Genomic DNA, 24248 nt, shown 5'->3' with positions numbered 1-24248 from the left:
CTTCAGCGCCGATGGTAGTTGGGGGTTTCCCCCTGTGAGAGTAGGACGCCGCCAAGCCATTTAAAAAGATCAGCCATCTGGCTGGTCTTTTTTTGCATAATGCAAAGAAAAATCATTGGATATAAAGGGATTATCAATTAAGGAAACTTTTATAAAGACATACACGTATTGAAATTCTTCATCATACATTGTTAAAAGCATCCCCGGTTCTCTTAAACTATTTAAATTAATGTATGCGAACAATGGTTTTTGGGGAGAATGCAGGTATGGAGGTGGAGATGTTGGGGACAACAACAACCAAAACAACGGCAGGGGAAACGTGCGCGGTTTGTGAACAAATAAAAGGGATGGGTATACATCTATATACGACTTTTATTTGTGAGGAATGCGAAAGGGATATGATCAGGACGGATACGAATGATCCCAAGTACCAATATTACTTAAAGCAATTAAGAAAAATCACTAATCCTGAAATATTATCATGAAAAAATAGTATGTGGAAAGTTAAAGAGTCAGAGAAAAAAGAAATGATGTGTTTCTTTAATCTCTGATTCTTTTTTTGGTACTTTAGAAGAATGCTTGGCAAGATGCTCCCATGTTACTGTTTGTTTCCTCCAAACAGACATGTTCGGAAACGCATAATTGCCTTTCAGTCGACGCAATATGAGATAAAATTGAACTTATTTGATAAAATGAAAAAATACTATGATATATGAGGGAAAAGAAAAATGAATCAATCACAGACACCGTTGTTCGATGCAATGAGTGCTTTTCATAAAAAAAGGCCAATATCCCTGCATGTCCCAGGGCATAAAAATGGGTGGGTGTTTAATAAAAAGGGCCAAGCCTTATACAATCTCATTCTTGGTATTGACGCCACGGAGATAAGCGGTTTAGATGACCTGCATGCTCCAGAGGGCGCCATTTTACAGTCCGAGCAACTACTCTCTGACCTATATGGGGTAAAGCGGAGTTATTTTTTGGTTAATGGGTCCACCGTAGGCAACATTGCCATGATTCTTGCTACCTGCCGGGAAGGTGATAAGGTCCTTGTCCAAAGAAACTGCCATAAATCGATTTTACATGGATTGATGTTAGCGAATGTACAACCGATCTTTTTACAACCAGCCTATTATGAGAAATGGGGCATTGCTGGCGGTGTGGGATCAACATTAATTGCAGAAGCCTTGAGTGTACATCCAGATGTAAAAGCCATCATTGTTACCTATCCTAATTATTATGGTCTTGGTGAAGACTTGACGGAAATGGTAAGACTCGCACATCAAAAGGGGATTCCTGTGCTGGTGGATGAGGCACATGGCGCTCATTTTCAGTTGGGAAGCCCATTTCCTAAGCCGGCAATTTTGGCAGGGGCAGATGTCGTTGTCCATTCAGCGCATAAAACACTGCCGGCTATGACGATGGGGTCATTTCTTCATGTTAATTCACCCTTAGTTGATGTCGATCAAGTATCATTTTATTTACAAATGCTTCAGTCGAGCAGTCCATCTTACCCAATTATGGGATCGCTCGACTTGGCCAGGGCCTACTTAGCTGCTTTTACATCAGAAGATAAAATATCCCTTATTGAAAAGATATCAGACTTCAGAGGGGAATTAGGTGCCTTGCAAACAGTAAAGGTGCTGGAGGCGCCACAAGGCACCTTGGCAGACCCGTTGAAAGTGGTCATTCAATCAACAAATGGTTTAAGCGGGTTTGAATTACAGCAGCTATGTGAAGCCAAAGGCATTTTTACGGAATTGGCTGATCCTCATAATTTATTAATGATTTTACCCTTATTAAAAATGGGTACCGAATTTCCTTTTCATGAAATCGTTCAAACTATAAAAAGAGCCACTGAAGACAGAACTGGAAACAAGGAACCAGATCTTGGGGTCCCATGGACTGATGGAAGGTCAATGACAGGACTTGAAATGCCATACTCCGTCATGAAGCATAGTAAATCAAAGCCTGTCACATTACGGGAAGCAGTGGGTGAGGTATCTGCCGAGATGGTCATTCCCTATCCGCCAGGCATCCCTTTAATTATGTCCGGGGAAATGATTACTCCTGAGCATATATACAATCTGAGGAGACTGCGAGAACTGGGATCAAGGTTTCATGGCGGTTCCTCCCTTTCAAACGGAGAATTGATCGTTTATGAAAGCAGGCATTAAAATGATATACTACAAACAAAGAACCTTGGAGGTACATCGATGAAACGTGGTATTTTTATAACAATGGAAGGGCCTGAGGGTGCTGGGAAAACAACAATTACCCAAATGCTTGGCAAGGCCCTGCAACAAGAAGGCTATCAAGTCCTATTAACGCGTGAGCCAGGGGGTGTTCCCATTTCGGAGCAAATTAGGGAAGTGATCCTTAATAAAGATAATACAGCCATGGACTCGAGGACAGAGGCTTTATTATACGCAGCAGCAAGGCGTCAGCATTTAGTGGAAGTGGTCATTCCTGAGTTGGAACGAGGGGGAATTGTCCTCTGTGACCGATTCATAGATAGCTCGTTAGCCTATCAGGGTCATGCTAGGGGTTTGGAAATAGAAGAAGTTTATAATATCAATAAATTCGCAATTGGAGATATGATGCCAGATGCCACGTTCTTTTTTGATATAAACCCGGAAGAGGGATTGAGACGTATCCAGTCCAATGGGGAACGGGAAGTGAACCGTCTGGATCTTGAAGCCCTCGACTTCCATAAAAAAGTTTATGAGGGGTATCAGTTCATTATAAATAGATGGAAAGACCGTTTCATTATCGTGGATGCAGGCCGGACAATAGATGAGGTTTTTGAGGAAACGAAAGCCAATTTGCTGAAATTTTTAGCGAAAGCAGGAAACTAAATATACGGGTTTCCATATTATTCAACCAATACTATTCCAGACAAGGACTAGTTGCTATAATGGAGTTAGTAAAAATTCAGAGTAACCGGAGGATGATGAGAATGAAAATGATCATTGCTGTCGTTCAAGACAAGGATAGTCATCGCCTGCTGAATGAATTAGTGGAAAATAATTTCGGAACGACCAAGCTAGCCAGCACTGGCGGGTTTTTAAAATCAGGCAATACGACTTTTATGATTGGCACAGAGGATGAACGTGTTGACAAAGCCATCCAGATCATCAAACAGAATTGTCAATCACGATCCCAGTTAGTATCACCGGTTTCACCGATGGGCGGGAATGCCGAGTCCTATGTACCTTACCCAGTGGAGATTCAAGTAGGCGGTGCGACCATTTTTGTTCTGCCAGTTGAAAACTTTTTACAATTTTAACGGTTAGTTTCAGGGAGGTTCATTATGAAAATCAACTATGATATCCCTATAAAGCTGGATAAATCGCGTCAGGATGCCAAACAGTTTCAAACCGGAAATGGAAGATTTCAACAAATGGTCCAAACACAGGATCAAAAGATGCAAATCCAAACATTAAACCGTTTGTTAGGCGATATTGAAGGGGCGGGTCAGCGTTTAGTTAGGTCACGCACTTTTAGGGAATTGGCAAAATATAAAGCATTGGTGAAACGGTTTGTTAAAGAAGCGGTTGAATATGGATTGGAACTGAAGCAATCCACGAGCTGGAATGAATATGGACAGAGTAGGCCGTTGAAAACCGTGGAAACGATAGATGTAAGATTAGTTGAGTTAAGTGAGGAAATTCTTAATAAAGAGAAAAGCTCGCTTGAAATTTTGGAAATGATAGGCGAAATTAAGGGTCTTCTGATTAATTTATATACTTAAGTGAGTTGATGGTTTTGGATAAAACATGGCGGGACATGAGTCAAATTCAGCCGCAGGTAATGACGATGCTGCAAAATAGCATAACGAAGAAAAGGGTGGCCCATGCGTATTTATTTGAAGGGGAAAAAGGGACAGGTAAGCAAGAGATAAGCAATGCCTTTGCCAAAAGCTTACTATGTGAAGCCCCGACAGCAGGTTATGAGCCATGCGAACTTTGTCGGAATTGCAAACGGATTTCAAGTGGGAATCATCCGGATGTCCATTTAATAGAAAGAGACGGTCTCTCAATAAAGAAAGAACAAATCAAGGGGCTTCAGGAAGAATTTTCGAAAAAAAGCGTAGAGGCGGATCGGAAGGTTTATATGATTGCCGATGCCGACAAAATGTCGGTGGGGGCAGCCAACAGTCTATTGAAATTTTTAGAAGAACCTTCAGCTGATACTGTAGCAATATTGATGACCGAACAGCTTCAGAGGATTCTGCCGACTATATTATCAAGATGCCAAGTGATTTCGTTCAAGCCATTATCTCCTGAGAATGTGAAACGGAAGCTGATGGAACAGGATGTAGAACCACAGCTGGCTTCGGTTATTGCACACATAACACAGAATGTGGAAGCTGGAATCGGGCTTAGTCATGATGAATGGTTTGTACAAGCTCAAAAAATAGTGGTAAAATTATATGAAGTGTTAAAACTTAATTCCTTGAAGGCATTGCTGTACCTTCAGACGGATTGGTTCACACACTTTAAAGAAAGAGAACAGGTTGACAGAGGTCTTGATTTGTTACTTCTTATATATAAGGATTTATTATACATTCAGTTGGACAAAGAGGACTTCGTTGTGTTCCAAAATAAACTGAAGGAATTTGAAACTCACGCTCTTCATCTTTCCCCAAGACGCCTTGCTGAACATATGGGTTGCATTTTGGAAGCAAAAAGGAAGCTGATGTCCAACACGAATCCACAGCTGTTGATGGAACAGCTTGTGCTGAATTTGCAGGAGGGATCATGATTTGTATGATGTTGTAGGTGTCCGTTTTAAAAAGGCGGGCAAAATATACTACTTCGATCCGGGTGAATTCGCAATTCCTAAGGACGATTTTGTAATAGTGGAGACTGTCCGCGGTGTTGAATTCGGTAAAGTCGTTACAGCCCGAAAACAAGTAGATGAAAACGATGTTGTCCTGCCATTGAAAAAAGTACTTCGGGTCGCTGATGCAAAAGATAAGCTGATTGTAGACGAGAACAAGGCGGCTGCAGAAGAGGCTTACTCTATATGTTGTCAAAAGGTTGTGGAGCATAAGCTGGATATGAAGCTGGTTGATGTGTCATATACTTTCGACAGAAATAAAGTCGTGTTTTATTTTACAGCGGATGGTCGCGTGGATTTCCGTGATTTAGTCAAAGATTTAGCTGCCATATTCAGAACTCGCATAGAACTGCGCCAAATTGGGGTAAGGGATGAGGCAAAGATGCTTGGTGGCATCGGGCCTTGTGGCAGAATGCTTTGCTGTTCCACATTTCTTGGAGATTTTGAACCGGTTTCCATCAAAATGGCGAAGGATCAGAATTTATCATTAAACCCTACAAAAATCTCAGGTTTATGCGGTCGATTGATGTGCTGTCTGAAATATGAAAATGATGAGTATGAAAGTGCGAAGGAAATGCTTCCTGATTTAGGTGAAATGATTAATACGCCTGGTGGCAAAGGCAAGGTAGTGGGGCTTAATATTCTAGAACGCGTACTTCAGATTGAACTAATCGAGCAAGAAAGAGTATTAGAGTATACTCTAGATGAGATTCTAAAAGAGGGAGCCGTTTCTATTCAAGCCACAGATTATTAAGGTGGTGGGAGAGCGTGGATAAGAAAGATATTTTTGAGTCGGTGACCAATATGGAAACCCAGATAGGCCAATTATATAAGCAGCTTGGAGAATTGAAGCAGAACTTAGCTGAAATCCTGGAGGAAAATCAGTCGCTCAAGCTGGAGAAAGAGCATTTGCGCCATCGGTTGGGCCTTGTGGAAGTCGAAAGTGCGCCTGCTGCAGTAAAGGTCAAACAAAAAGTGAAAAACCGTACCGCAAGTACGGACAAGGTTATGGATATCGGGGAAGGCTATGATAATTTAGCCCGTATCTATCAAGAAGGCTTTCATATTTGCAATCTGCATTTTGGCAGTTTACGAAAAGAAGGGGATTGCCTGTTCTGTTTATCTTTTTTAAACAAGAAGTGATAAAGGAATAATATAAAAGATGTTTCTTTTACGTGATAGATAGACCGTTTACAATATATAGTGATTCGGGGTCTGACGCATACTATGAGTCAGGCCCCTTTTTGTACGATAGTAATGTAGAAGCATGGTCCCTACACATGCTTTTTCGATACATGATTAGGAGGGTAACAGCAATGGTGGAACTTAAAGGCGATGAGCGCCTGGATTATCTATTGGCTGAGAATTTAAGGATCATCCAGAGCCCATCGGTGTTCTCTTTTTCATTAGATGCCGTTTTATTATCAAGGTTCGTAAATGTACCGATCCAAAAAGGGAAAATCGTAGATCTTTGCTCAGGTAATGGGGTCATACCCTTGCTGTTGAGTACAAGAACGAAAGGGACAATTACCGGTGTTGAAATACAAGAGCGGTTATATGACATGGCCCAGAGAAGCATGGACTATAATGGCGTGTCCTCCCAAATCGAGATGATTCATGGGGATATAAAAGAAATTCCAAAACAGATAGGGTATAGCAAATATGATGTCGTAACTTGCAATCCACCCTATTTCCCGACGCCATCCATCGAGGAAATTAACAAAAATGAGCACTTTGCAATTGCCCGACATGAAATAATGTGCAATCTTGAGGATGTCATGCGTGTTACAAGCCAGCTGCTGCGTCAAGGTGGGAAAGCTGCATTCGTTCATAGACCGGGCCGCCTGATGGATATCCTGCATTTCATGAGGATGTACAGAATTGAACCGAAGCGGCTGCAATTCGTTTATCCTAAGAGCTCAAAAGAAGCGAATACGATTCTTATAGAAGGGATAAAGGACGGCAGCCCCGATTTGAAGATTCTTCCTCCGCTTGTTGTATATAATGATCAAAATGAGTATAATCCGGAAATCAGAAGGATTCTATATGGAGAGGAATAAGCATTATTTTTATGTTTTGAAATGCAGGGACGGCAGCTATTATGCAGGGTATACGAATAATTTGCACCGCAGGATTAATGCTCATAATAATGGCAGGGGAGCAAAGTATACACGGGGCCGGACCCCGGTTGAACTGATTTACCATGAAATATTCGAAACACGGACATTGGCCATGCAGGCTGAATATAAGTTTAAGCAATTAACAAGAAAACAAAAGCAAAAGTGGATGGCAAAGGAGGATACATGATATGTGGCAGCAAAAGAGTTTTGAAAAAGAAGGATTGGAGCCAGCTCTATATCTGGTTCCTACACCGATAGGAAACCTTGAGGATATGAGTTTCCGGGCTTTAAGAATCTTGAAGGAAGCGGATGTCATTGCTGCTGAGGACACGCGAAATACGAAGAAATTATGCAACTACTTTGAAATTTCGACACCTATCGTCAGTTACCATGAACATAATAAGGAATATAGCGGGAAGCAAATGCTAGAGAGGCTTCGATCTGGCGAGGTCATCGCATTGGTAAGTGATGCTGGCTTGCCGACGATATCCGACCCGGGATATGAACTGGTCAAAGAGGCCATTGCCGAAAAGTTTAAAGTCATCCCGTTGCCAGGGGCCAATGCTGCATTAACTGCATTGATCGCATCAGGACTGATTCCGCAGCCATTTTACTTCTATGGCTTTCTACAACGGGGAGCAAAAGAAAAAAAGCAGGAGCTGGAAAAATTAAAAAAAGTGGAATCGACTTGGATTGTTTATGAATCGCCACATCGATTGAAAGAAACATTGAAACATATGCATGAAATTTTAGGTGACCGCCGTATAGTATTATGCCGCGAGTTAACCAAGAAATTTGAAGAGTTCATTCGAGGGACTGTGAGTGAAGCATTGACGTGGGCGACGGAATCAGAAATTCGCGGTGAGTTCTGTTTAATAATTGAAGGTGGGCAATGGTCGGAAGATGAACCTGAAGAAGCTTGGTGGACGGCCCTTGACATCGTCGGTCATGTTAATCATTATATGGAAACCAAGCAGTTCACCTCAAAGGATGCAATCAAGCAGGTCGCAAAAGATCGCAATATGCAAAAACGTGATGTATATCAGGCGTATCACATTGATATAAAATAATAATAAACATAAAAAAACTTCCGAAGACCGGAAGTTTTTTTATCATTTATTTAGAAGCAGTGAAGTTTTGTTGAATTTCTTGAATAAGTAATTCTGCACCTTCACGACTAAGGATCAATTTACCATTAGCAAGTGTAAGGTTGTTATCGGAAACTTCACCTGTAACTTGGCAAGTCATGTTTGGTTTGTATTTTTTCAAGATGATGCGCTCATCATCAACATAGATTTCAAGAGCGTCTTTCTCAGCGATACCCAATGTACGACGAAGTTCGATTGGAATAACCACCCGGCCTAACTCATCAACTTTACGAACAATACCTGTAGATTTCATTTAAAAAATTCTCCTCTCAGTTACAATCTAGTACCCTATTTCTATTTTTTTCGCCAATATTCGACAAATTTTTTTATAAATTTATAATACCAGCCATTCCCAAATTCGTCAATGATTTATTTTCATTTTTTTGTAAGAAATAGCATGACTCTTTTCGTGTAACAAAAGGGCTTTTATAGAGAAAAAATCGGTTATATCTTTAAAAATGAAGAAATAGCAGGAAACAGAGGACTACTCGCTTCACCACATTTCGACAAAGTATGCATATAAAAAACACACTTCACTATTATATGATTAAATATAATTTAGTTTCAAAACAAAAGTTCTGAATTAAGGATAATTTTCTGAAAAAGTTTACGAATATGTGAGTTGTTGCACAAAAAAAGAAATTTAGGTATATTTTGTTGAGGTAAGAGGTAATGCTGTCATAAGGGAAGTTCACTTCCAGTACCCTTATTGTTAAAATGAAAAATTTACTTCAATTTTTTATTCTATTAACATGATGATTAGATTAGTGATTATTGTCGCGCAGAATTGTATATAGCGTTAAAATAGAGATAATAGCTTAAAATATATTCTTATGGCTTGGGCAAGTCCTATAGCCGGTTTTTCAAATGATGAGGAGGGAACGAAGTGCAAGATAAATTAAAAACATTCTATATCACGACACCCATATATTATCCGAGTGGTAATTTACATATAGGGCACGCGTATACGACAGTGGCAGGGGATGCCATGGCTCGTTATAAAAGGATGCGTGGCTTCGATGTCATGTATTTAACAGGAACTGATGAACATGGTCAAAAAATCCAGCGTAAGGCAGCTGAAGATGGAGTCACTCCTCAGCAATATGTTGATAATATCGTATCAGGGATTAAAGAGCTCTGGGAAAAGCTTGATATTTCATATGATGATTTCATCAGGACGACGGAAGATCGCCATAAAGAGGTCGTAGCCAAGATTTTCAAAAGGCTATTGGACCAGGGTGATATATATTTGGACCAATATGAAGGATTATATTGTACACCTTGCGAATCTTTCTTCACGGAACGTCAGGTGGAAGAAAGCAATGGAAATTGTCCGGATTGCGGCAGGCCTGTTGAAAAGGTGAAAGAGGAATCTTATTTCTTTAAGATGAGTAAATATGCGGATCGGTTACTGAAGTTTTATGAGGAAAACCCGGATTTCATTCAACCGGAATCGCGCAAAAATGAAATGATCAATAACTTCATCAAGCCTGGATTGGAAGATCTGGCCGTATCCCGTACTACTTTCGATTGGGGCATCAAGGTGCCGGGAGATCCAAAGCATGTTATTTATGTATGGATTGATGCATTGACCAATTATATAACGGCATTAGGTTACGGGACGGATAATGACTCTAAATACTTGAATTATTGGCCTGCCGATGTACATTTGGTAGGAAAGGAAATCGTTCGTTTCCATACAATCTATTGGCCGATCATGTTAATGGCTCTTGATGTGCCGCTTCCAAAGAAAGTCTTTGCCCACGGATGGCTTCTCATGAAAGATGGTAAAATGTCCAAATCAAAAGGGAATGTAGTGGATCCCGTTACATTGATTGATCGTTACGGTTTGGATTCTTTACGCTACTACTTATTGCGAGAAGTACCATTTGGTTCAGATGGAGTATTTACACCGGAAGGGTTTGTGGAGCGTATCAATTTTGATCTGGCAAATGATTTAGGGAATTTATTAAATCGAACTGTTGCAATGGTCAATAAGTATTTTGATGGTGTGATTCCTAATTACGAAGGATCCAATGGCGAATTCGAAAAGGCTTTGCTTGAAATGAACCAAGATACGGTAGGCAAGTATGAGGAAGCCATGGAAAACATGGAATTTTCAGTTGCACTAACATCCATTTGGCAACTCGTGAGCAGAACCAATAAATTCATTGATGAGACCCAGCCATGGACTCTTGCTAAAGATGAATCAAGGAAAGAAGACCTTGCTAGTGTCATGGTTCATTTGGCGGAATCATTGCGCAGGACGGCAATCCTTTTGAAACCGTTCTTGACGCAAACACCAGAAAAAATCTTTGCTCAGCTTAGCATCAAAGATGATGTGTTAAAATCCTGGGACAGTTTAGCGGAATTCGGTCAAATTCCTGCTGAAACAAAAGTCTTGAAGGGAGAGCCGATCTTCCCTCGTCTGGATATGGAAGAGGAAGTTTTATATATTAAAGATCAAATGCAGGGTGGCGCCCCCAAGGCCGAGGAAAAAGTGGAAGAGACGATTCCTGAAGTCGATGAAATCACTATTGATGACTTTACAAAAGTGGAGCTTCGTGTTGCTCAGGTCATGGAAGTTGAGCCTGTAAAGAAAGCGGATAAGCTTCTTAAACTTCAGCTTGATTTGGGTTATGAGAAGCGCCAAGTCGTATCAGGCATTGCACAGCACTATAAACCTGAAGATTTAGTAGGCAAAAAAGTGATATGCGTAACAAATTTGAAACCTGTTAAACTTCGTGGCGAGCTCTCTCAAGGAATGATTTTGGCGGGAAGCCAGGATGGAGTGCTCTCAGTCGCTACAATAGATTCATCGATTCCTAATGGTTCTAAGGTGAAATAAACCGATGAAAACATAAAGGTGTTTCATATGAAACATTTTTATGTTTTTTTCTTTATGCTTTTGGAAAAAGTAATTTAATACAGGTTCAGGCTCTGCATTTATTTGTTGGACATATAAGAGCCTTTGTAATCTTTTTGTTACCTAAATGTGAAACATAAAACTTTCATTTTTTAATAAAATAGTGCTAGAAAGGGAGAAAAATAATGTTATTTGATACACATGTACATGTTAATGCGGAACAATTCAACGAGGATCTCGAGGACGTAATTGACAGAGCTAAGGAAGCAGGAGTCAATCATATGGTAGTCGTTGGTTTTGACCGGCCAACTATTATAAGGGCAATGGAATTAATAGAAGCTTATGATTTCATGTATGCCGCGGTCGGATGGCATCCTGTGGATGCTATAGATATGACAGAAGAGGACTTACAATGGATCGAGGAATTATCCAATCATCCAAAGGTTGTGGCCATTGGTGAGATGGGTCTGGATTATCATTGGGATAAATCACCGAAAGATGTTCAAATGGAGGTGTTCAGGAAGCAAATCCGACTGGCAAAAAGGGTGGGGCTGCCCATTATCATCCATAATCGGGAAGCGACCGCGGATATCGTGAACATACTCAAGGAAGAAGAGGCATCAAGGGTTGGAGGCATCATGCATTGCTTTAGCGGAAGTGCAGAAACGGCTTTGGAATGCATCAATATGAACTTTTATATTTCATTGGGTGGCCCTGTGACCTTCAAGAATGCAAAAAAACCAAAGGAAGTGGCAGCAGCCGTACCTTTAGACCGTTTACTGATAGAGACCGATTGTCCATACTTGGCTCCCCATCCTTATAGAGGGAAGCGTAATGAACCTTCGTATGTGAAGCTTGTTGCTGAACAAATTGCAGAAATCAAACAACTCACATTAGAGGAAGTTTCCCAGGCAACAACGGAAAATGCCAAGAAATTATTCGGCATTAACTGACATTTTTTTTTACAATATCTCCCGGGGTTCATTAGCTAAAATTGATTTTTTCTAAGGTTTCTACAAATCTCACTCCAACTATAGGCTTATTATGTCGAGAAGTCGCCCTTTCCTTTTCAAGGTGAAATATGCATAATAGGTAGTAATTTCCTAAATGAGAAGTGAATGGGTTGACAGCTTGATAACTAAGTCTATATAATCACCGGGAGGAAGGAGGAGTTTTTCATTCTATTAAAAACTATGAAAAACCTTATTCCCAGACCTTTTGGGAAGAAGAGAATGGCAATTGCCATTTTCAGTGCTATTCTTGTTTCTACAGCATTGGGAATACTGATATATCAAGGAACAAAGGATACAGTTACAATCATGCTAGACGGAAAAAAAGAGGTAGTGCGTACACACGCGGCTACTGTAAATGATATGTTGGAAGATTTAGAGATTACCGTTAAAGCCGCAGACTACGTCCACCCATCTAGAACCACCAAGGTAGATGATGATTTAGAGGTGGTTTGGAAGCCTGCACAAAAAATCGTCATGGTACAGGATGGTAAGACGAAGGATGTTTGGTCCACCGCCGATACGGTAGACGAACTTTTAAAAGACCAAAATCTTAGTGTGAAGGAACAGGATAAGATCACCCCTTCGAAAAATACAAAGCTGAAAGCGAATATGGAAGTTGCCATAGACAAAGCCTTTTCACTGAAATTAGTGGTGGGTGGAGACGAAAAGCAGGTATGGTCAACTTCGACTACTGTCGCTGACTTTTTAAAGCAACAAGGAGTAAAACTCAATGATTTGGATCGTGTTGAGCCAGAATTAACCGAAAAAGTTGAAGCTGAGAATACGGTAAACGTAGTTCGAATTGAAAAAGTCACCGATGTAGTGGAAGAACCAGTTGACTTTGCTGTCATAACTAAAAAAGATGACTCTTTATCAAAAGGGAAAGAGAAAATTGTCACAGAAGGAAAAGACGGACTCATTTCCAAAGAATATGAAGTTATTAAAGAAAATGGCAAAGAGGTTAAAAGAGAATTACTTTCAGAAAAAGTGGTTAATAAAAAGCAGGATAAAGTTGTAACGGTCGGAACTCGAACGACGGTTGCCCAAGCATCACGCGGAGTAACTAACGTTAGTTCTTCAAGTGGAAAAGAAATATATGTATCATCAACAGCTTATACTGCCAGTTGTAAGGGCTGTTCCGGTGTCACGTCCACAGGCGTGGATCTAAAGAGCAATCCGGGTGCGAAAATCATCGCTGTCGATCCAAACGTAATTCCTATGGGCTCGAAAGTATATGTGGATGGCTATGGCTATGCAGTAGCTGCTGACAAAGGCGGAGCAATAAAGGGAAATAGGATTGACGTCTTTTTTTCCTCGAAAAATGATGCTTATCGCTGGGGTGTAAAGAGGGTAAAGATTCGTGTATTGGACTAATAAGGTTTCTCTCGCAGGAGATGAATTCGTCTCCTGTTTTTTGCGTTTTATTTTCCATTTGTTGAAAAACCCTAGGTAAAACTGTTTTAATAAGATAGACGTCCCACTATTCCATAAGATTTCAATATGTGCGTGTGAACTTCATAAATGATCTTGACTGGATTCTCTATCCAGAAAATTTTACGGGGGACCGGTTACGTTTATCCAAGAGCTAATCAAAGCGCTTGCGCTTTTCTGTATGGAGGAAACCATGAAAAAGATTAAAGAAATTATCGTTGTAGAAGGAAAAGACGATACGGTAGCAATAAAAAGGGCTGTTAATGCTGATACAATAGAAACCAACGGTTCCGCGGTGAACGAGTCTTGTATTGAGCAGGTGAGGCTTGCACAAAAGACACGTGGAGCCATCATTTTCACAGACCCTGATTTTCCTGGTCAAAAAATCAGGAATATAATTTCAGAACAAGTAAAAGGCTGTAAACACGCCTTTTTAACGAAGAAGGAAGCCCTTCCTAAGTCAGGTAGAGGAATTGGTGTGGAACATGCTTCTCCTGAGGCAATTCGTAATGCTTTAAAGGAAGCCCAATTAATGGATGAAGAGGCTTCAGAAGAGATTTCACAGCAAGATTTAATAGATGCCGGTTTAATCGGGGGATCCGGTGCCAAGGAACGAAGGGAAAAACTTGGATCTATTTTAAAAATCGGGTTTACCAATGGTAAACAGTTATATAAGAGACTAAAAATGTTCCAAATATCAACTGAGGCTTTTGAAAAAGCGATGGTACAGATAATTCAGGAGGAAAAAAATGAATAAGGATATTGCAACCCCTGTCAGAACGAAAGAAATATTAAAGAAATATGGATTCTCCTTTAAAAAGAGCTTAGGCCAGAACTTTTTAATTGATACGAATATCTTGAAACGTATTGTCGAACATGCCAATTTGACAGAGGAAAGCGGCGCCATTGAAATTGGGCCGGGAATCGGGGCATTGACGGAACAACTAGCGAAAAGCAGCAAAAAGGTTGCGGCCTTTGAAATCGATCAGCGTCTGCTGCCCATCTTATCGGATACACTGTCTCCCTATAACAATGTAAACATCATTCACGGGGATGTTCTTAAAGCTGATGTCAAGAAGGTCATCGAGGAGGAATTTTCCGGATTTTCGGACCTGATGGTCGTTGCGAATCTTCCATATTACGTCACGACACCCATCATTTTAAAGCTATTGTCCGAGGACCTGCCCATTAGGGGCATCGTGTGCATGCTGCAAAAGGAAGTGGCCGATCGAATTGCCGCAAAACCTGGGACAAAGGAATACGGTTCTTTATCCATTGCCATTCAATATTATACGGAAGCCGAAACAGTGATGATAGTACCCAAAACGGTATTCATGCCTCAGCCTAATGTTGATTCAGCTGTAATCCGCCTTACAAAGCGCGTGAAGCCGATCGTCGAGGTCCTGGATGAGGATTTCTTATTCACGGTGACCCGGGCGAGTTTTGCCCAGCGCCGGAAAACGATTTTAAATAACTTAACCAGTCAGCTGCCAGATGGTAAAGCGAAAAAAGAACATATACTGGCCGCTCTCGAAGCTGCGGAAGTGGATCCTTCCAGACGGGGGGAAACGCTGAGCATCAAAGAATTTGGCCGCTTAAGTGATGCATTATTGCCGAATTTCAAATAAAGGAAATGTGAAACATTCAAGTCGGAATGGGGTCAATCCCAGCTTCCGGCTTTTTTTATTATGAAATGGGCCAGCCATGAGGGAACGTATCCGAAAATGTAATCAATCCCCGCCTTTCACCATTCAAGAATGGTTCGCATAACTTAAGAATGAAAATAAACTAGGGCGGGCTGAAAATAAGTCTTCTCATGGGGTGGGGCCATGAATATTCAAATAAACGATATTGTTGGTCGGGTTTCTTATAAATGCGACGTGTTGTTCCGGGTAATCGATATCCGTGATATTGACGGAAGGCGTCAAGCTGTTCTTTATGGGGAAGATATCCGATTGATTGCAGATGCACCTTTTCAAGATTTAATGATCATTAATGATAATGAAAGAAATGATCGACAAAGGTCGAATGAGGTACTTCAAGAACAATCTTACCGCTTATTAACGCAAGATCTAGAGCTGCAACAACAAAAAAGTGGCTATCAATCAAGTAATGGTTATCGGTACGGCGGTGAATACTTTCAGATACCAGGGCGGGTCCTCCATGTTGATGGGGATGCATCTTACTTAAGGAAATGTATGGATTTATATCAGAAATTCAGTATTCCGGTCAATGGTATCTATTGCAATGAAAAGGAAATGCCCCAAAGAATCGGGGGGCTGTTGGACCATTATCGACCGGACATTCTTGTTGTCACCGGTCATGATGCCTATTCAAAATCAAAAGGGCCGATATCCGATATTAATGCCTACCGTCACTCAAAGGATTTTGTGCAGACGGTTAGAGAAGCGAGAAGGCGAGTTTCTCATTTAGACCAACTGATTATATTTGCCGGGGCTTGTCAGTCACATTTTGAATCGCTGATCCAAGCGGGGGCAAATTTTGCAAGTTCTCCTTCCCGTGTTAATATTCATGCTCTTGATCCGGTATATATCGTCGGAAAGATAAGCTTTACGCCTTTTTCCGATCATATTCATGTATGGGATGTCCTTCGGAATACATTAACTGGAGAAAAGGGGTTGGGGGGAATTGAGACAAAAGGGGTGCTACGGACCGGGCTGCCCTTCAAGCCATTTCAGGAAGAATGAACGAGCTGCATTTTGAAAGAATGCAGCTTGCTTTTGGTGGGTAAGAATTCGGATATCGTTACAGAAAAACCGGTTTTTTGTTAAGTGATGTTAGTAAGTAATGATTTAATTACGAAAGTTCGGCTTAATAGATAATGGAATAGTTCGTTTACATAATTTTTCATTTCCCAGGATATAATAAAATTGTTCGCGATTTTGCCGAATTTCAGATAAAAATATATTGACTACATTTTTAAGTGCTGATATAATTTATTATTTTGTTTGCGTATATTTGTAAATTGTGATATACTTAACTTAGTGAGGTGGACCGAAAATGCCAAAAACTCTAGCTGATATTAAAACTGCACTTGATTCAAACCTAGGTAAAAGATTGCTCTTAAAAGCAAACGGTGGAAGAAGAAAGACTGTAGAACGATTCGGAACTTTGGCGGAAACTTATCCGGCTGTTTTTGTAATTGAGCTCGACCAAGATGAAAATGCGTTTGAAAGAGTATCTTACAGCTATGCGGATGTTTTAACGGAAACCGTAGAACTAACATTTTTAAACAAACAACAAGAGATGTAACTTAGACGAGGCAGTGAACAACTTTGTTTGCTGCCTTTTGTTTTGTATAGAATACCTGTGAGCTCCAATAAAGGCTTAAAAAGGATGTAATGAAATAGCGTATGATGCAAACACTAGGCATGTGACGGCATGGAAAGGGGTTGCTTCGCTTGAGCAGGAAAAAAGGGATTATGTCAAATGATCTTAAAGAGGAATTGGCTAAAGAACTTGGATTTTACGATGTTGTCCAGAAAGAAGGCTGGGGAGGAATCCGGGCCAGGGACGCAGGGAACATGGTAAAGCTTGCTATCGAAAAAGCACAACGTCAATTGGTGAACAAAGAGTAGATCAAACACTTAATTGCATCATGTCGTCATGTTGAAGAAGCCGGACTCTTTATACAATGTATAGCTCCATTCATTTTTGCTTACATTGTAGTTAAGGAGTCTGGTTTTTTTATGTATCGGTGAATGCTGTATGGATATGTAGCAAGTCTTTTGGGATGCAGGAACCCCAACGTGCCTACATGTGTCTATTCTCCTCTAAGGGTGATCTTAGCTTCATTACATTGAAATTACGATGAAAAAACCTTTAGAATATAAACAAATATGATAGAATAGGACAAGAACTTTTAAGAACGTTAAAGTAGGTGGACATATTGAAGCTTATGGAAAAAGCCCCGGCTAAAATTAATTTGGCTTTGGATGTGCTTTTCAAACGGCCTGATGGATATCATGAGGTGGAAATGATCATGACGACAGTCGACCTTGCCGATAGAATTGAACTAAAGGAAATAAAGGGAAATCATATTCAAATTCTATCCCATAATCGATTTGTTCCGGATGATCATCGGAATTTAGCTTATCAAGCTGCATTTATTCTAAAGGAACGTTTTGGGATCAAAAAAGGTGTTTCCATAACTATAGAGAAAAATATACCTGTGGCTGCAGGACTAGCTGGTGGAAGCAGTGATGCCGCAGCTACCTTGAGAGGCTTGAATAGACTGTGGAAACTTGGTCTTTCCATGGATGAACTTGCGGAAATAGGAGCTGAAATTGGCTCTGATGTTTCATTTTGCGTATATGGAGGAACGGCATTGGCCAGGGGGCGCGGGGAAAAAATCACGCATCTTCCCGCACCGCCAAAATGCTGGGTCATCTTGGCCAAACCGACGATCGGCGTATCGACGGCAGATATATACAAAAGGCTCCAGACATCAAAAATGGAGCATCCGGATGTACCTGGAATGATTTCGGCTATTATGGAAAACAATTATCACGATGTATGTGAAGGGTTGGGTAATGTTCTGGAACAAGTGACATTGCAGTTATACCCAGAGGTTGCAAACATTAAAGATCAAATGAAGACATTTGGAGCAGATTCGGTCTTGATGAGCGGAAGTGGTCCGACCGTTTTTGGTTTGGTGGAACATGATTCGCGCATGCAAAGAATTTATAATGGACTTCGTGGATTTTGTGACCAAGTCTATGCGGTCCGTTTACTGGGTGATCGAAACAATCTTGAATAGAAACGTACATTAGTGGTATAGTTGCTATATAATATTCGGGAATTAACAAAGGGGGTGTCTCAATGAAATTTCGTCGCAGCGAGAGGCTAGTCGATATGACCAATTATTTATTAGAACATCCAGGGGAACTTGTTTCGCTGACTTATTTTGCTGAAAGATATAGTTCGGCAAAATCCTCGATCAGTGAAGATTTGACAATCATCAAAGATACCTTTGAACAACGGGGGATAGGATCTTTAACAACCGTTCCAGGTGCGGCCGGTGGGGTGAAATATATTGTTTCCATCAAGGAAGAAGAAGCCAATGCCTTCATTGACGGATTATGCGATACGATCGCTAGTCCCGAAAGGTTACTTCCTGGCGGTTATCTATATATGACAGACATATTAGGACATCCGCAAACCGTGAATAAGGTTGGAAGGATAATCGCTTCAATGTATGCCAAGAAAAATGTCTCAGTCATCATGACAATGGCAACCAAAGGGATATCATTAGCATACGCCGTGGCAAATTATTTGAATGTTCCAGTTGTCATTGTAAGAAGGAATAATAAAGTAACGGAAGGTTCTACAGTGAGCATCAATTATGTTTCAGGCTCTTCAAAGCGGATTCAGACTATGGTACTCTCTAAGAGAAGCTTGGTTGAAGGTTCGAATGTATTAATTGTAGACGATTTCATGAAGGCTGGGGGTACCATTAACGGTATGGTCAGTCTATTGGATGAATTTAAGGCAACAGTTGCCGGAATAGCAGTGCTGGTCGAATCCGAACATACTGAGGAGTGCCTTGTCGAGGACTATGTTTCATTAATCAAGTTGACGCAGGTGGTCGAAAGAGACAAGAAAATCAATGTAAGCCGTGGGAATTATTTTACGAAAAAGGAATAGGGGGAATCATTTAATGAAAACGATACATACTGATGAAGCACCGGCAGCGATCGGACCATATTCACAAGGCGTGATCGTGGATAAGTTATTTTTCAGTTCAGGACAGATCCCACTTACTGCTTCTGGTGAGATGGTGACTGGGGATGTAAAGGAACAGACACACCAGGTCTTTAAGAATCTCCAAGCTGTTTTGAAAGAAGCTGGGGCTTCATTGGAAACTGTCATTAAGGCAACAGTATTCATTAAAAGTATGGATGATTTCGGTTCGATTAATGAAATTTACGGAGAATATTTTTCTGCTCACAAACCTGCTCGCTCTTGTGTAGAGGTTGCTCGCCTTCCTAAAGATGCACTAGTGGAAATAGAAGTGGTAGCGCTCGTTAAATAAACGGGCGTTTTTTTATTTTTTAGGAAATTCGTAATGGGTATCATCCTGTAATATCAGGGTGATTTTTAGTATTTTTGAAAACTAGGCTGAATTTTCTAAAAAAATTACAGATAATAGAAGGAGTTCACGTTTTTTTGTTGAATATGTACTTTAAGTTTTAACAACAACAAAAAGGGATGGTGAGCTTAAATGGAAGTAACTGACGTAAGATTACGCCGTGTGAATACGGATGGTCGTATGAGAGCTATCGCATCAATTACACTGGATAATGAATTTGTGGTTCATGATATTCGTGTGATCGACGGAAACAATGGTTTATTTGTAGCAATGCCAAGTAAACGAACTCCAGATGGAGAATTCCGGGATATCGCTCATCCAATCAATTCCTCGACACGCGGGAAAATTCAAGAAGCTGTCTTGACAGAATATCATCGATTGGGAGAACTTGAAACTGAATTAGAGGAAGCTGGAGCAGGTGCTTCTTAAAATAACCTTACTTTTAAACTTTAAATTTATAATTAGTGCATCTAGAGCCTACTTCATAAGTAGTGCTCTTTTTTATTTATTCATAAACGGATAAGTATAGAACCTATTCGCTCATCGCATAGGCAATTGCTTTAATTATCAAAATTGTAAAATTAAGGTGATATCTTCAAAGTTTAAATACCCAACCTTTTTATTTTTTAAACCTTTTTGTTCATCCTGAAATTGAAATTCACTTAAGCGGGATTTGAGGATATCACTTACTCCATCCGTCTTATGTGCTGAAGATGAATTGAAACGGTAATCTAGTTTTGGAATGGAAGTTAACAAAGGGTGCAGTACTTTCATATGGCTTGTACATAGGTCTAGCGCGATCATGGCAATGTTTTGGGACAATGGGGCTTGCTGGTGTTATAGAAGGGAGGAGACGTGGTTCCTGTATTATGCCGTTAATGAAAATGACATCGACCATGATTTAAAATAATGCTAAAAGGTCCATTAATAACATTAACAAGGCTGTCGGAAACTGAACTTTTTTTACCTGATTGGTTGACAATTATATGTACTTTTAATTGTTACCTTGAAAAGAATCACTATTTGAGATAATATTTTTAGTGGATAAAAAGGTGAAAATGGAGGCCTGTTATGAGTAATCGCTATGCAATAATATTGGCCGCTGGGCAAGGTACTAGGATGAAATCTAAGCTTTATAAGGTTTTGCACCCTGTTTGCGGGAAACCAATGGTACAACATGTTATCGATCAAGTCAATCAACTTCAAATAGAAGATATTGTTACAGTCATCGGCCATGGAGCTGAAAAAGTACAAGAACAACTTGGTGATTCATGCAAGTATGCCTTACAAGAACAGCAATTAGGTACGGCACATGCTGTAATGCAAGCGGAAAGCGCTTTATCCGTAAAAAGTGGAACGACCCTTGTTATTTGCGGTGATACGCCTCTGATTAAAGCGGAAACGATGAAAGAGCTTATAGCATTGCATGAGCAAAGTCAGGCGAAAGCAACAATCTTAACAGCATATGCAGATAATCCTGCTGGTTATGGAAGGGTCCTTCGCGGTGAAGGCGGTCTTGTAGAAAAAATCGTCGAGCATAAGGATGCCACTGATGAAGAAAGATATGTTAAGGAAATAAATACCGGTACATATTGCTTCGATAATCAAGCATTATTTAGCGCGCTGAAAAAAGTTTCAAATGAAAACGTCCAGGGAGAATATTATTTACCGGATGTTATTGAAATCTTAAAAGAGGAAGGCGAAGTGGTGACGGCCTTCCAATCCAGTGATTTAGAGGAGACATTGGGTGTAAATGACCGAGTTGCCTTATCGCAGGCGGAGCAAATTTTACGGAAACGCATCAATGAAACGCATATGAGGAATGGTGTAACGATCATCGATCCGCTAACTACGTACATTGAAGCGGATGTGCAAATCGGACAGGATACAGTCATTAGCCCTGGATCATTCATTAAAGGAAAAAGTATTATCGGGCAGGATTGCATAATTGGCCCGAATACGGAAATCAGTAATTGTGAAATTGGTGATGGAACGGAAGTCCTCCAATCGGTTGTACATGAAAGCAGTATTGGAAGTTTTGTTAAAATTGGTCCATTCGCACATGTTAGACCTCAATCGGATATTAAGGATTCCGTTAAGATCGGTAATTTTGTCGAAATTAAAAAGACCGTTTTTGGCGAAGGAAGCAAGGCCTCTCACTTGAGTTATATTGGAGATGCAGAGGTTGGGGAGAATGTTAATATAGGCTGCGGATCAATTACCGTGAATTACGACGGGAAAAATAAACATTTGACGAAGATTGAAGACAATGTCTTCATAGGCTGCAATTCTAACCTGGTTGCACCCGTGACGGTAGGAGAAGGGGCATATGTAGCTGCTGGGTCAACCATTACGCAAGATGTACCGCCGGAAGCCCTATCCGTTGCCCGTGCTCGTCAAGTTAACAAAGAAGATTATGTCAAGAATTTGAAATTTAATAAATAACCGACGGAGGTCATCATGTCAAATCAGTATTTAGATCCTAATTTAAAAGTGTTCTCTTTAAATTCAAACTTCGATTTAGCTGAGGAAATTGCAGCTGCAATCGGTGTTGAACTTGGAAAATGTAGCGTAACAAGTTTCAGTGACGGTGAAGTTCAGATCAATATTGAAGAAAGTATTCGTGGCTGTGACGTTTACGTAATCCAATCAACAAGCCAACCAGTCAATGAAAATTTAATGGAACTTTTAATTATGATCGATGCTCTTAAACGTGCTTCAGCTAAAACGATCAATATTGTCATGCCATATTACGGTTATGCCCGACAAGATCGTAAAGCGCGTGCGCGTGAACCAATTACAGCTAAACTTGTCGCAAATCTTCTAGAAACGGCTGGTGCCCACCGTGTTATCACATTAGATCTTCACGCACCACAAATTCAAGGTTTCTTCGATATTCTGATCGATCACCTTGTTGCTGTTCCGATTTTAGCTGATTTCTTCAAGGAAAAAGATTTAAGTGATATCGTCATCGTTTCCCCAGATCATGGTGGTGTAACACGTGCCCGTAAAATGGCCGATCGCCTAAAAGCACCGATTGCCATTATCGATAAGCGCCGTCCAAGACCGAACGTGGCTGAAGTCATGAACATCATTGGTAATATTGAAGGGAAGACAGCAATACTGATTGATGACATCATCGATACTGCCGGGACTATTACACTAGCAGCCAATGCCCTTGTAGAGAATGGTGCTAAAGCAGTGTATGCTTGTTGTACACACCCAGTCCTTTCAGGCCCTGCCATCGAAAGGATTCAAAATTCAACGATTAAGGAATTGGTCGTGACTAACTCGATTGCCCTATCTGAAGATAAGAAAATCGATAAAATTACTGGACTTTCTGTAGCACCTTTGATTGCAGAGGCAATTATTCGTGTGCATGAGGAACAATCAGTCAGCACATTATTCGATTGAAAAAAAAATTAACCAAACACGGCGGGCCCTAGGGCTCGCCGTATTTTGGTTTGAAATTTTCAAAAAATATAAATCCATAGTTGACAGATATGAATACTAATAATAAAATAGCTATACAAATTCACTTCATATTCATGGAATGAAAACCTGTACTAAAGCAAGTGCATATTGGTTAACGCCGATCGGACTACCGAAGGCTCCTTTTCACTTACCATTGAACATTAGGCATCTTTTTGCCCTATTGTCCTATTGGTGAAGAAAAGGAGCCTTTTATTTTTAAATAAATAGTTTAAGAAGGGTGTGCAGAATATGAAGAAAAAACGAAAGATATGGCTGCTGTCCATCTTCAGCATCTTCATGCTGATAGTAAGTGCGTGCGGGCAGGAAAAGAACAGTTCCACAAGTGCTGATGCAAAAGAATTGAATAAGACCATCCGAATCGGTTATCAAAAATTCGGGACATTAAATATTTTAAAATCAAAAGGGGAGCTGGATACACATTTAAAGGAAGTGGGTTATACAGTCGATTGGACTGAATTCCCTGCAGGACCTCAACTGCTTGAAGCTTTGAATGTCGGCAGCATTGATTTTGGGCACACAGGGGAGGCACCGCCGATATTTGCACAAGCGGCCAATGCTCCGCTTGTCTATATTGCCAATCAGCCGGCTAACCCATCAGGAGAGGCTATAGTTGTACAAAAGGATTCACTCATTAAAAATGTGAAAGATTTAAAAGGTAAGAAGGTTGGCTTGAATAAAGGTTCCAATGTTCATTACCTATTGGTCAAAGCGTTAGAGGAAGCAGGTCTTACTCTTGATGACATTCAGCCCGTCTACTTGCCACCGGCTGATGCGAGGGCTGCTTTTGAAGGGAACCAAATCGATGCCTGGGTAATATGGGATCCATTTTTATCAGCAGCGGAATTGGAACTTGAAACGAAAACGATTCAGGATGGAGATGGACTGGTGGCGAATCGTGAATTCTTTTTGGCAACTGATTCATTTGCCGGGAACGAAGAGGCCTTGAAGATTATCAAAGAAGAACTGATAAAAGTTGATAAATGGATTGAAGAAAACCCAAGGGAAGTCGCTGAGTTTTTATCTCCGGAAATTGGAATGAGTGTGGAGGCATTGGAAAAAACATTAAATAGAAAAGAATATGGACTTGAGGAGATTTCCAATGGGGTTTTGGATGATCAACAAAAGATTGCCGATACGTTTTACAATCTTAAATTAATTCCAAGCAAGATTAATGTTCTGGATGCATCTGCAGATGTTAAAAAAAATTAAGGGGGAAAT

Annotated in this window: 27 protein-coding genes; 26 read left to right on the top strand and 1 reads right to left on the bottom strand. The window is 40.5% G+C overall.

Annotated features, from left to right (window positions below):
• Nucleotides 1-266: 266 nt before the first annotated feature.
• From ACQKFG_RS26505 to rsmI, 11 genes are all read left to right on the top strand, one after another.
• Nucleotides 267-485 carry a sigma factor G inhibitor Gin gene (locus ACQKFG_RS26505; RefSeq protein ID WP_141993387.1) on the top strand — a complete coding sequence of 73 codons (219 nt, stop codon included), beginning with the start codon at nt 267-269 and terminating at the stop codon, nt 483-485.
• A gap of 243 nt (nt 486-728) precedes the next feature.
• The gene (locus ACQKFG_RS26500) at nt 729-2177 is read left to right on the top strand and encodes an aminotransferase class I/II-fold pyridoxal phosphate-dependent enzyme (protein ID WP_192207388.1); all 1449 of its coding nucleotides are present in this window, start codon (nt 729-731) and stop codon (nt 2175-2177) included.
• A 39-nt stretch (nt 2178-2216) separates the two neighbouring features.
• Nucleotides 2217-2858 (top strand): dTMP kinase, encoded by a 642-nt coding sequence (tmk, locus tag ACQKFG_RS26495; protein WP_427563994.1) that lies wholly within the window; start codon nt 2217-2219, stop codon nt 2856-2858.
• A 101-nt stretch (nt 2859-2959) separates the two neighbouring features.
• Nucleotides 2960-3289, top strand: coding sequence for a cyclic-di-AMP receptor (locus tag ACQKFG_RS26490; RefSeq protein ID WP_063235895.1), 330 nt, complete (start codon nt 2960-2962; stop codon nt 3287-3289).
• A gap of 24 nt (nt 3290-3313) precedes the next feature.
• Nucleotides 3314-3754: a YaaR family protein gene (locus ACQKFG_RS26485; protein WP_192207391.1), complete on the top strand. Its 441-nt coding sequence runs from the start codon at nt 3314-3316 to the stop codon at nt 3752-3754.
• 8 nt (nt 3755-3762) lie between these two features.
• The gene (holB, locus tag ACQKFG_RS26480; RefSeq protein ID WP_427563991.1) at nt 3763-4767 is read left to right on the top strand and encodes a DNA polymerase III subunit delta'; all 1005 of its coding nucleotides are present in this window, start codon (nt 3763-3765) and stop codon (nt 4765-4767) included.
• A 1-nt stretch (nt 4768) separates the two neighbouring features.
• Nucleotides 4769-5599 (top strand): PSP1 domain-containing protein, encoded by an 831-nt coding sequence (locus ACQKFG_RS26475; RefSeq protein WP_061440314.1) that lies wholly within the window; start codon nt 4769-4771, stop codon nt 5597-5599.
• A 50-nt stretch (nt 5600-5649) separates the two neighbouring features.
• Complete coding sequence (yabA, locus tag ACQKFG_RS26470; protein ID WP_370662572.1) at nt 5650-5988, top strand: DNA replication initiation control protein YabA; 339 nt, start codon at nt 5650-5652, stop codon at nt 5986-5988.
• A gap of 173 nt (nt 5989-6161) precedes the next feature.
• Nucleotides 6162-6905 carry a tRNA1(Val) (adenine(37)-N6)-methyltransferase gene (locus tag ACQKFG_RS26465; protein WP_349730536.1) on the top strand — a complete coding sequence of 248 codons (744 nt, stop codon included), beginning with the start codon at nt 6162-6164 and terminating at the stop codon, nt 6903-6905.
• The gene (locus ACQKFG_RS26460; RefSeq protein ID WP_192207394.1) at nt 6892-7152 is read left to right on the top strand and encodes a GIY-YIG nuclease family protein; all 261 of its coding nucleotides are present in this window, start codon (nt 6892-6894) and stop codon (nt 7150-7152) included. The genes ACQKFG_RS26465 and ACQKFG_RS26460 overlap by 14 nt, the downstream gene beginning before the upstream one ends.
• A 1-nt stretch (nt 7153) precedes the next feature.
• On the top strand, nt 7154-8035 hold the full coding sequence (gene rsmI, locus ACQKFG_RS26455) for a 16S rRNA (cytidine(1402)-2'-O)-methyltransferase (RefSeq protein ID WP_427563988.1): 882 nt from the start codon (nt 7154-7156) through the stop codon (nt 8033-8035).
• Between the two features lie 46 nt (nt 8036-8081).
• On the opposite strand, the gene ACQKFG_RS26450 is transcribed toward rsmI, so the two are convergent.
• Nucleotides 8082-8366, bottom strand: a complete 285-nt coding sequence (locus tag ACQKFG_RS26450) for an AbrB/MazE/SpoVT family DNA-binding domain-containing protein (RefSeq protein WP_048689982.1) — start codon at nt 8364-8366, stop codon at nt 8082-8084.
• Between the two features lie 633 nt (nt 8367-8999).
• Between ACQKFG_RS26450 and metG the strand changes: the two genes are divergently transcribed.
• From metG to ACQKFG_RS26375, 15 genes are all read left to right on the top strand, one after another.
• Complete coding sequence (metG, locus tag ACQKFG_RS26445; RefSeq protein ID WP_427563986.1) at nt 9000-10961, top strand: methionine--tRNA ligase; 1962 nt, start codon at nt 9000-9002, stop codon at nt 10959-10961.
• A gap of 203 nt (nt 10962-11164) precedes the next feature.
• Complete coding sequence (locus ACQKFG_RS26440) at nt 11165-11932, top strand: TatD family hydrolase (RefSeq protein ID WP_192207397.1); 768 nt, start codon at nt 11165-11167, stop codon at nt 11930-11932.
• Between the two features lie 279 nt (nt 11933-12211).
• Nucleotides 12212-13366 carry a G5 and 3D domain-containing protein gene (locus tag ACQKFG_RS26435; protein WP_228467586.1) on the top strand — a complete coding sequence of 385 codons (1155 nt, stop codon included), beginning with the start codon at nt 12212-12214 and terminating at the stop codon, nt 13364-13366.
• 250 nt (nt 13367-13616) lie between these two features.
• Nucleotides 13617-14180: a ribonuclease M5 gene (gene rnmV, locus ACQKFG_RS26430; RefSeq protein ID WP_192207399.1), complete on the top strand. Its 564-nt coding sequence runs from the start codon at nt 13617-13619 to the stop codon at nt 14178-14180.
• Nucleotides 14173-15051, top strand: coding sequence for a 16S rRNA (adenine(1518)-N(6)/adenine(1519)-N(6))-dimethyltransferase RsmA (rsmA, locus tag ACQKFG_RS26425; RefSeq protein ID WP_349730533.1), 879 nt, complete (start codon nt 14173-14175; stop codon nt 15049-15051). The genes rnmV and rsmA overlap by 8 nt, the downstream gene beginning before the upstream one ends.
• A gap of 201 nt (nt 15052-15252) precedes the next feature.
• A complete protein-coding gene (gene yabG, locus ACQKFG_RS26420) occupies nt 15253-16131 on the top strand; it encodes a sporulation peptidase YabG (protein ID WP_427563982.1) in 879 nt (292 codons plus the stop codon).
• 313 nt (nt 16132-16444) lie between these two features.
• Nucleotides 16445-16696: a biofilm formation stimulator Veg gene (gene veg / locus ACQKFG_RS26415; protein WP_034316343.1), complete on the top strand. Its 252-nt coding sequence runs from the start codon at nt 16445-16447 to the stop codon at nt 16694-16696.
• A gap of 149 nt (nt 16697-16845) precedes the next feature.
• Complete coding sequence (locus tag ACQKFG_RS26410; protein ID WP_034316340.1) at nt 16846-17022, top strand: small, acid-soluble spore protein, alpha/beta type; 177 nt, start codon at nt 16846-16848, stop codon at nt 17020-17022.
• 311 nt (nt 17023-17333) lie between these two features.
• On the top strand, nt 17334-18203 hold the full coding sequence (gene ispE / locus ACQKFG_RS26405; protein WP_098372657.1) for a 4-(cytidine 5'-diphospho)-2-C-methyl-D-erythritol kinase: 870 nt from the start codon (nt 17334-17336) through the stop codon (nt 18201-18203).
• Between the two features lie 62 nt (nt 18204-18265).
• Nucleotides 18266-19090, top strand: coding sequence for a pur operon repressor (purR, locus tag ACQKFG_RS26400; protein WP_101225907.1), 825 nt, complete (start codon nt 18266-18268; stop codon nt 19088-19090).
• A gap of 13 nt (nt 19091-19103) precedes the next feature.
• Entirely contained in the window at nt 19104-19478 is a 375-nt protein-coding gene (locus ACQKFG_RS26395; protein ID WP_053537019.1) for a RidA family protein, read from the top strand.
• A gap of 189 nt (nt 19479-19667) precedes the next feature.
• Complete coding sequence (gene spoVG / locus ACQKFG_RS26390; protein WP_034316332.1) at nt 19668-19964, top strand: septation regulator SpoVG; 297 nt, start codon at nt 19668-19670, stop codon at nt 19962-19964.
• Between the two features lie 642 nt (nt 19965-20606).
• Entirely contained in the window at nt 20607-21980 is a 1374-nt protein-coding gene (glmU, locus tag ACQKFG_RS26385) for a bifunctional UDP-N-acetylglucosamine diphosphorylase/glucosamine-1-phosphate N-acetyltransferase GlmU (RefSeq protein WP_427563979.1), read from the top strand.
• Between the two features lie 15 nt (nt 21981-21995).
• Complete coding sequence (locus tag ACQKFG_RS26380) at nt 21996-22949, top strand: ribose-phosphate diphosphokinase (RefSeq protein WP_427563977.1); 954 nt, start codon at nt 21996-21998, stop codon at nt 22947-22949.
• Between the two features lie 309 nt (nt 22950-23258).
• Nucleotides 23259-24239 (top strand): sulfonate ABC transporter substrate-binding protein, encoded by a 981-nt coding sequence (locus tag ACQKFG_RS26375; RefSeq protein WP_427563975.1) that lies wholly within the window; start codon nt 23259-23261, stop codon nt 24237-24239.
• Nucleotides 24240-24248: the final 9 nt, after the last annotated feature.

The organism is Peribacillus sp. NPDC076916 (assembly GCF_050269675.1).
Classification (GTDB): domain Bacteria; phylum Bacillota; class Bacilli; order Bacillales; family DSM-1321; genus Peribacillus; species Peribacillus aracenensis.
The sequence above is the reverse complement of the archived record's forward strand: the minus strand, read 5'-3'. Positions and strand labels throughout refer to the sequence as shown.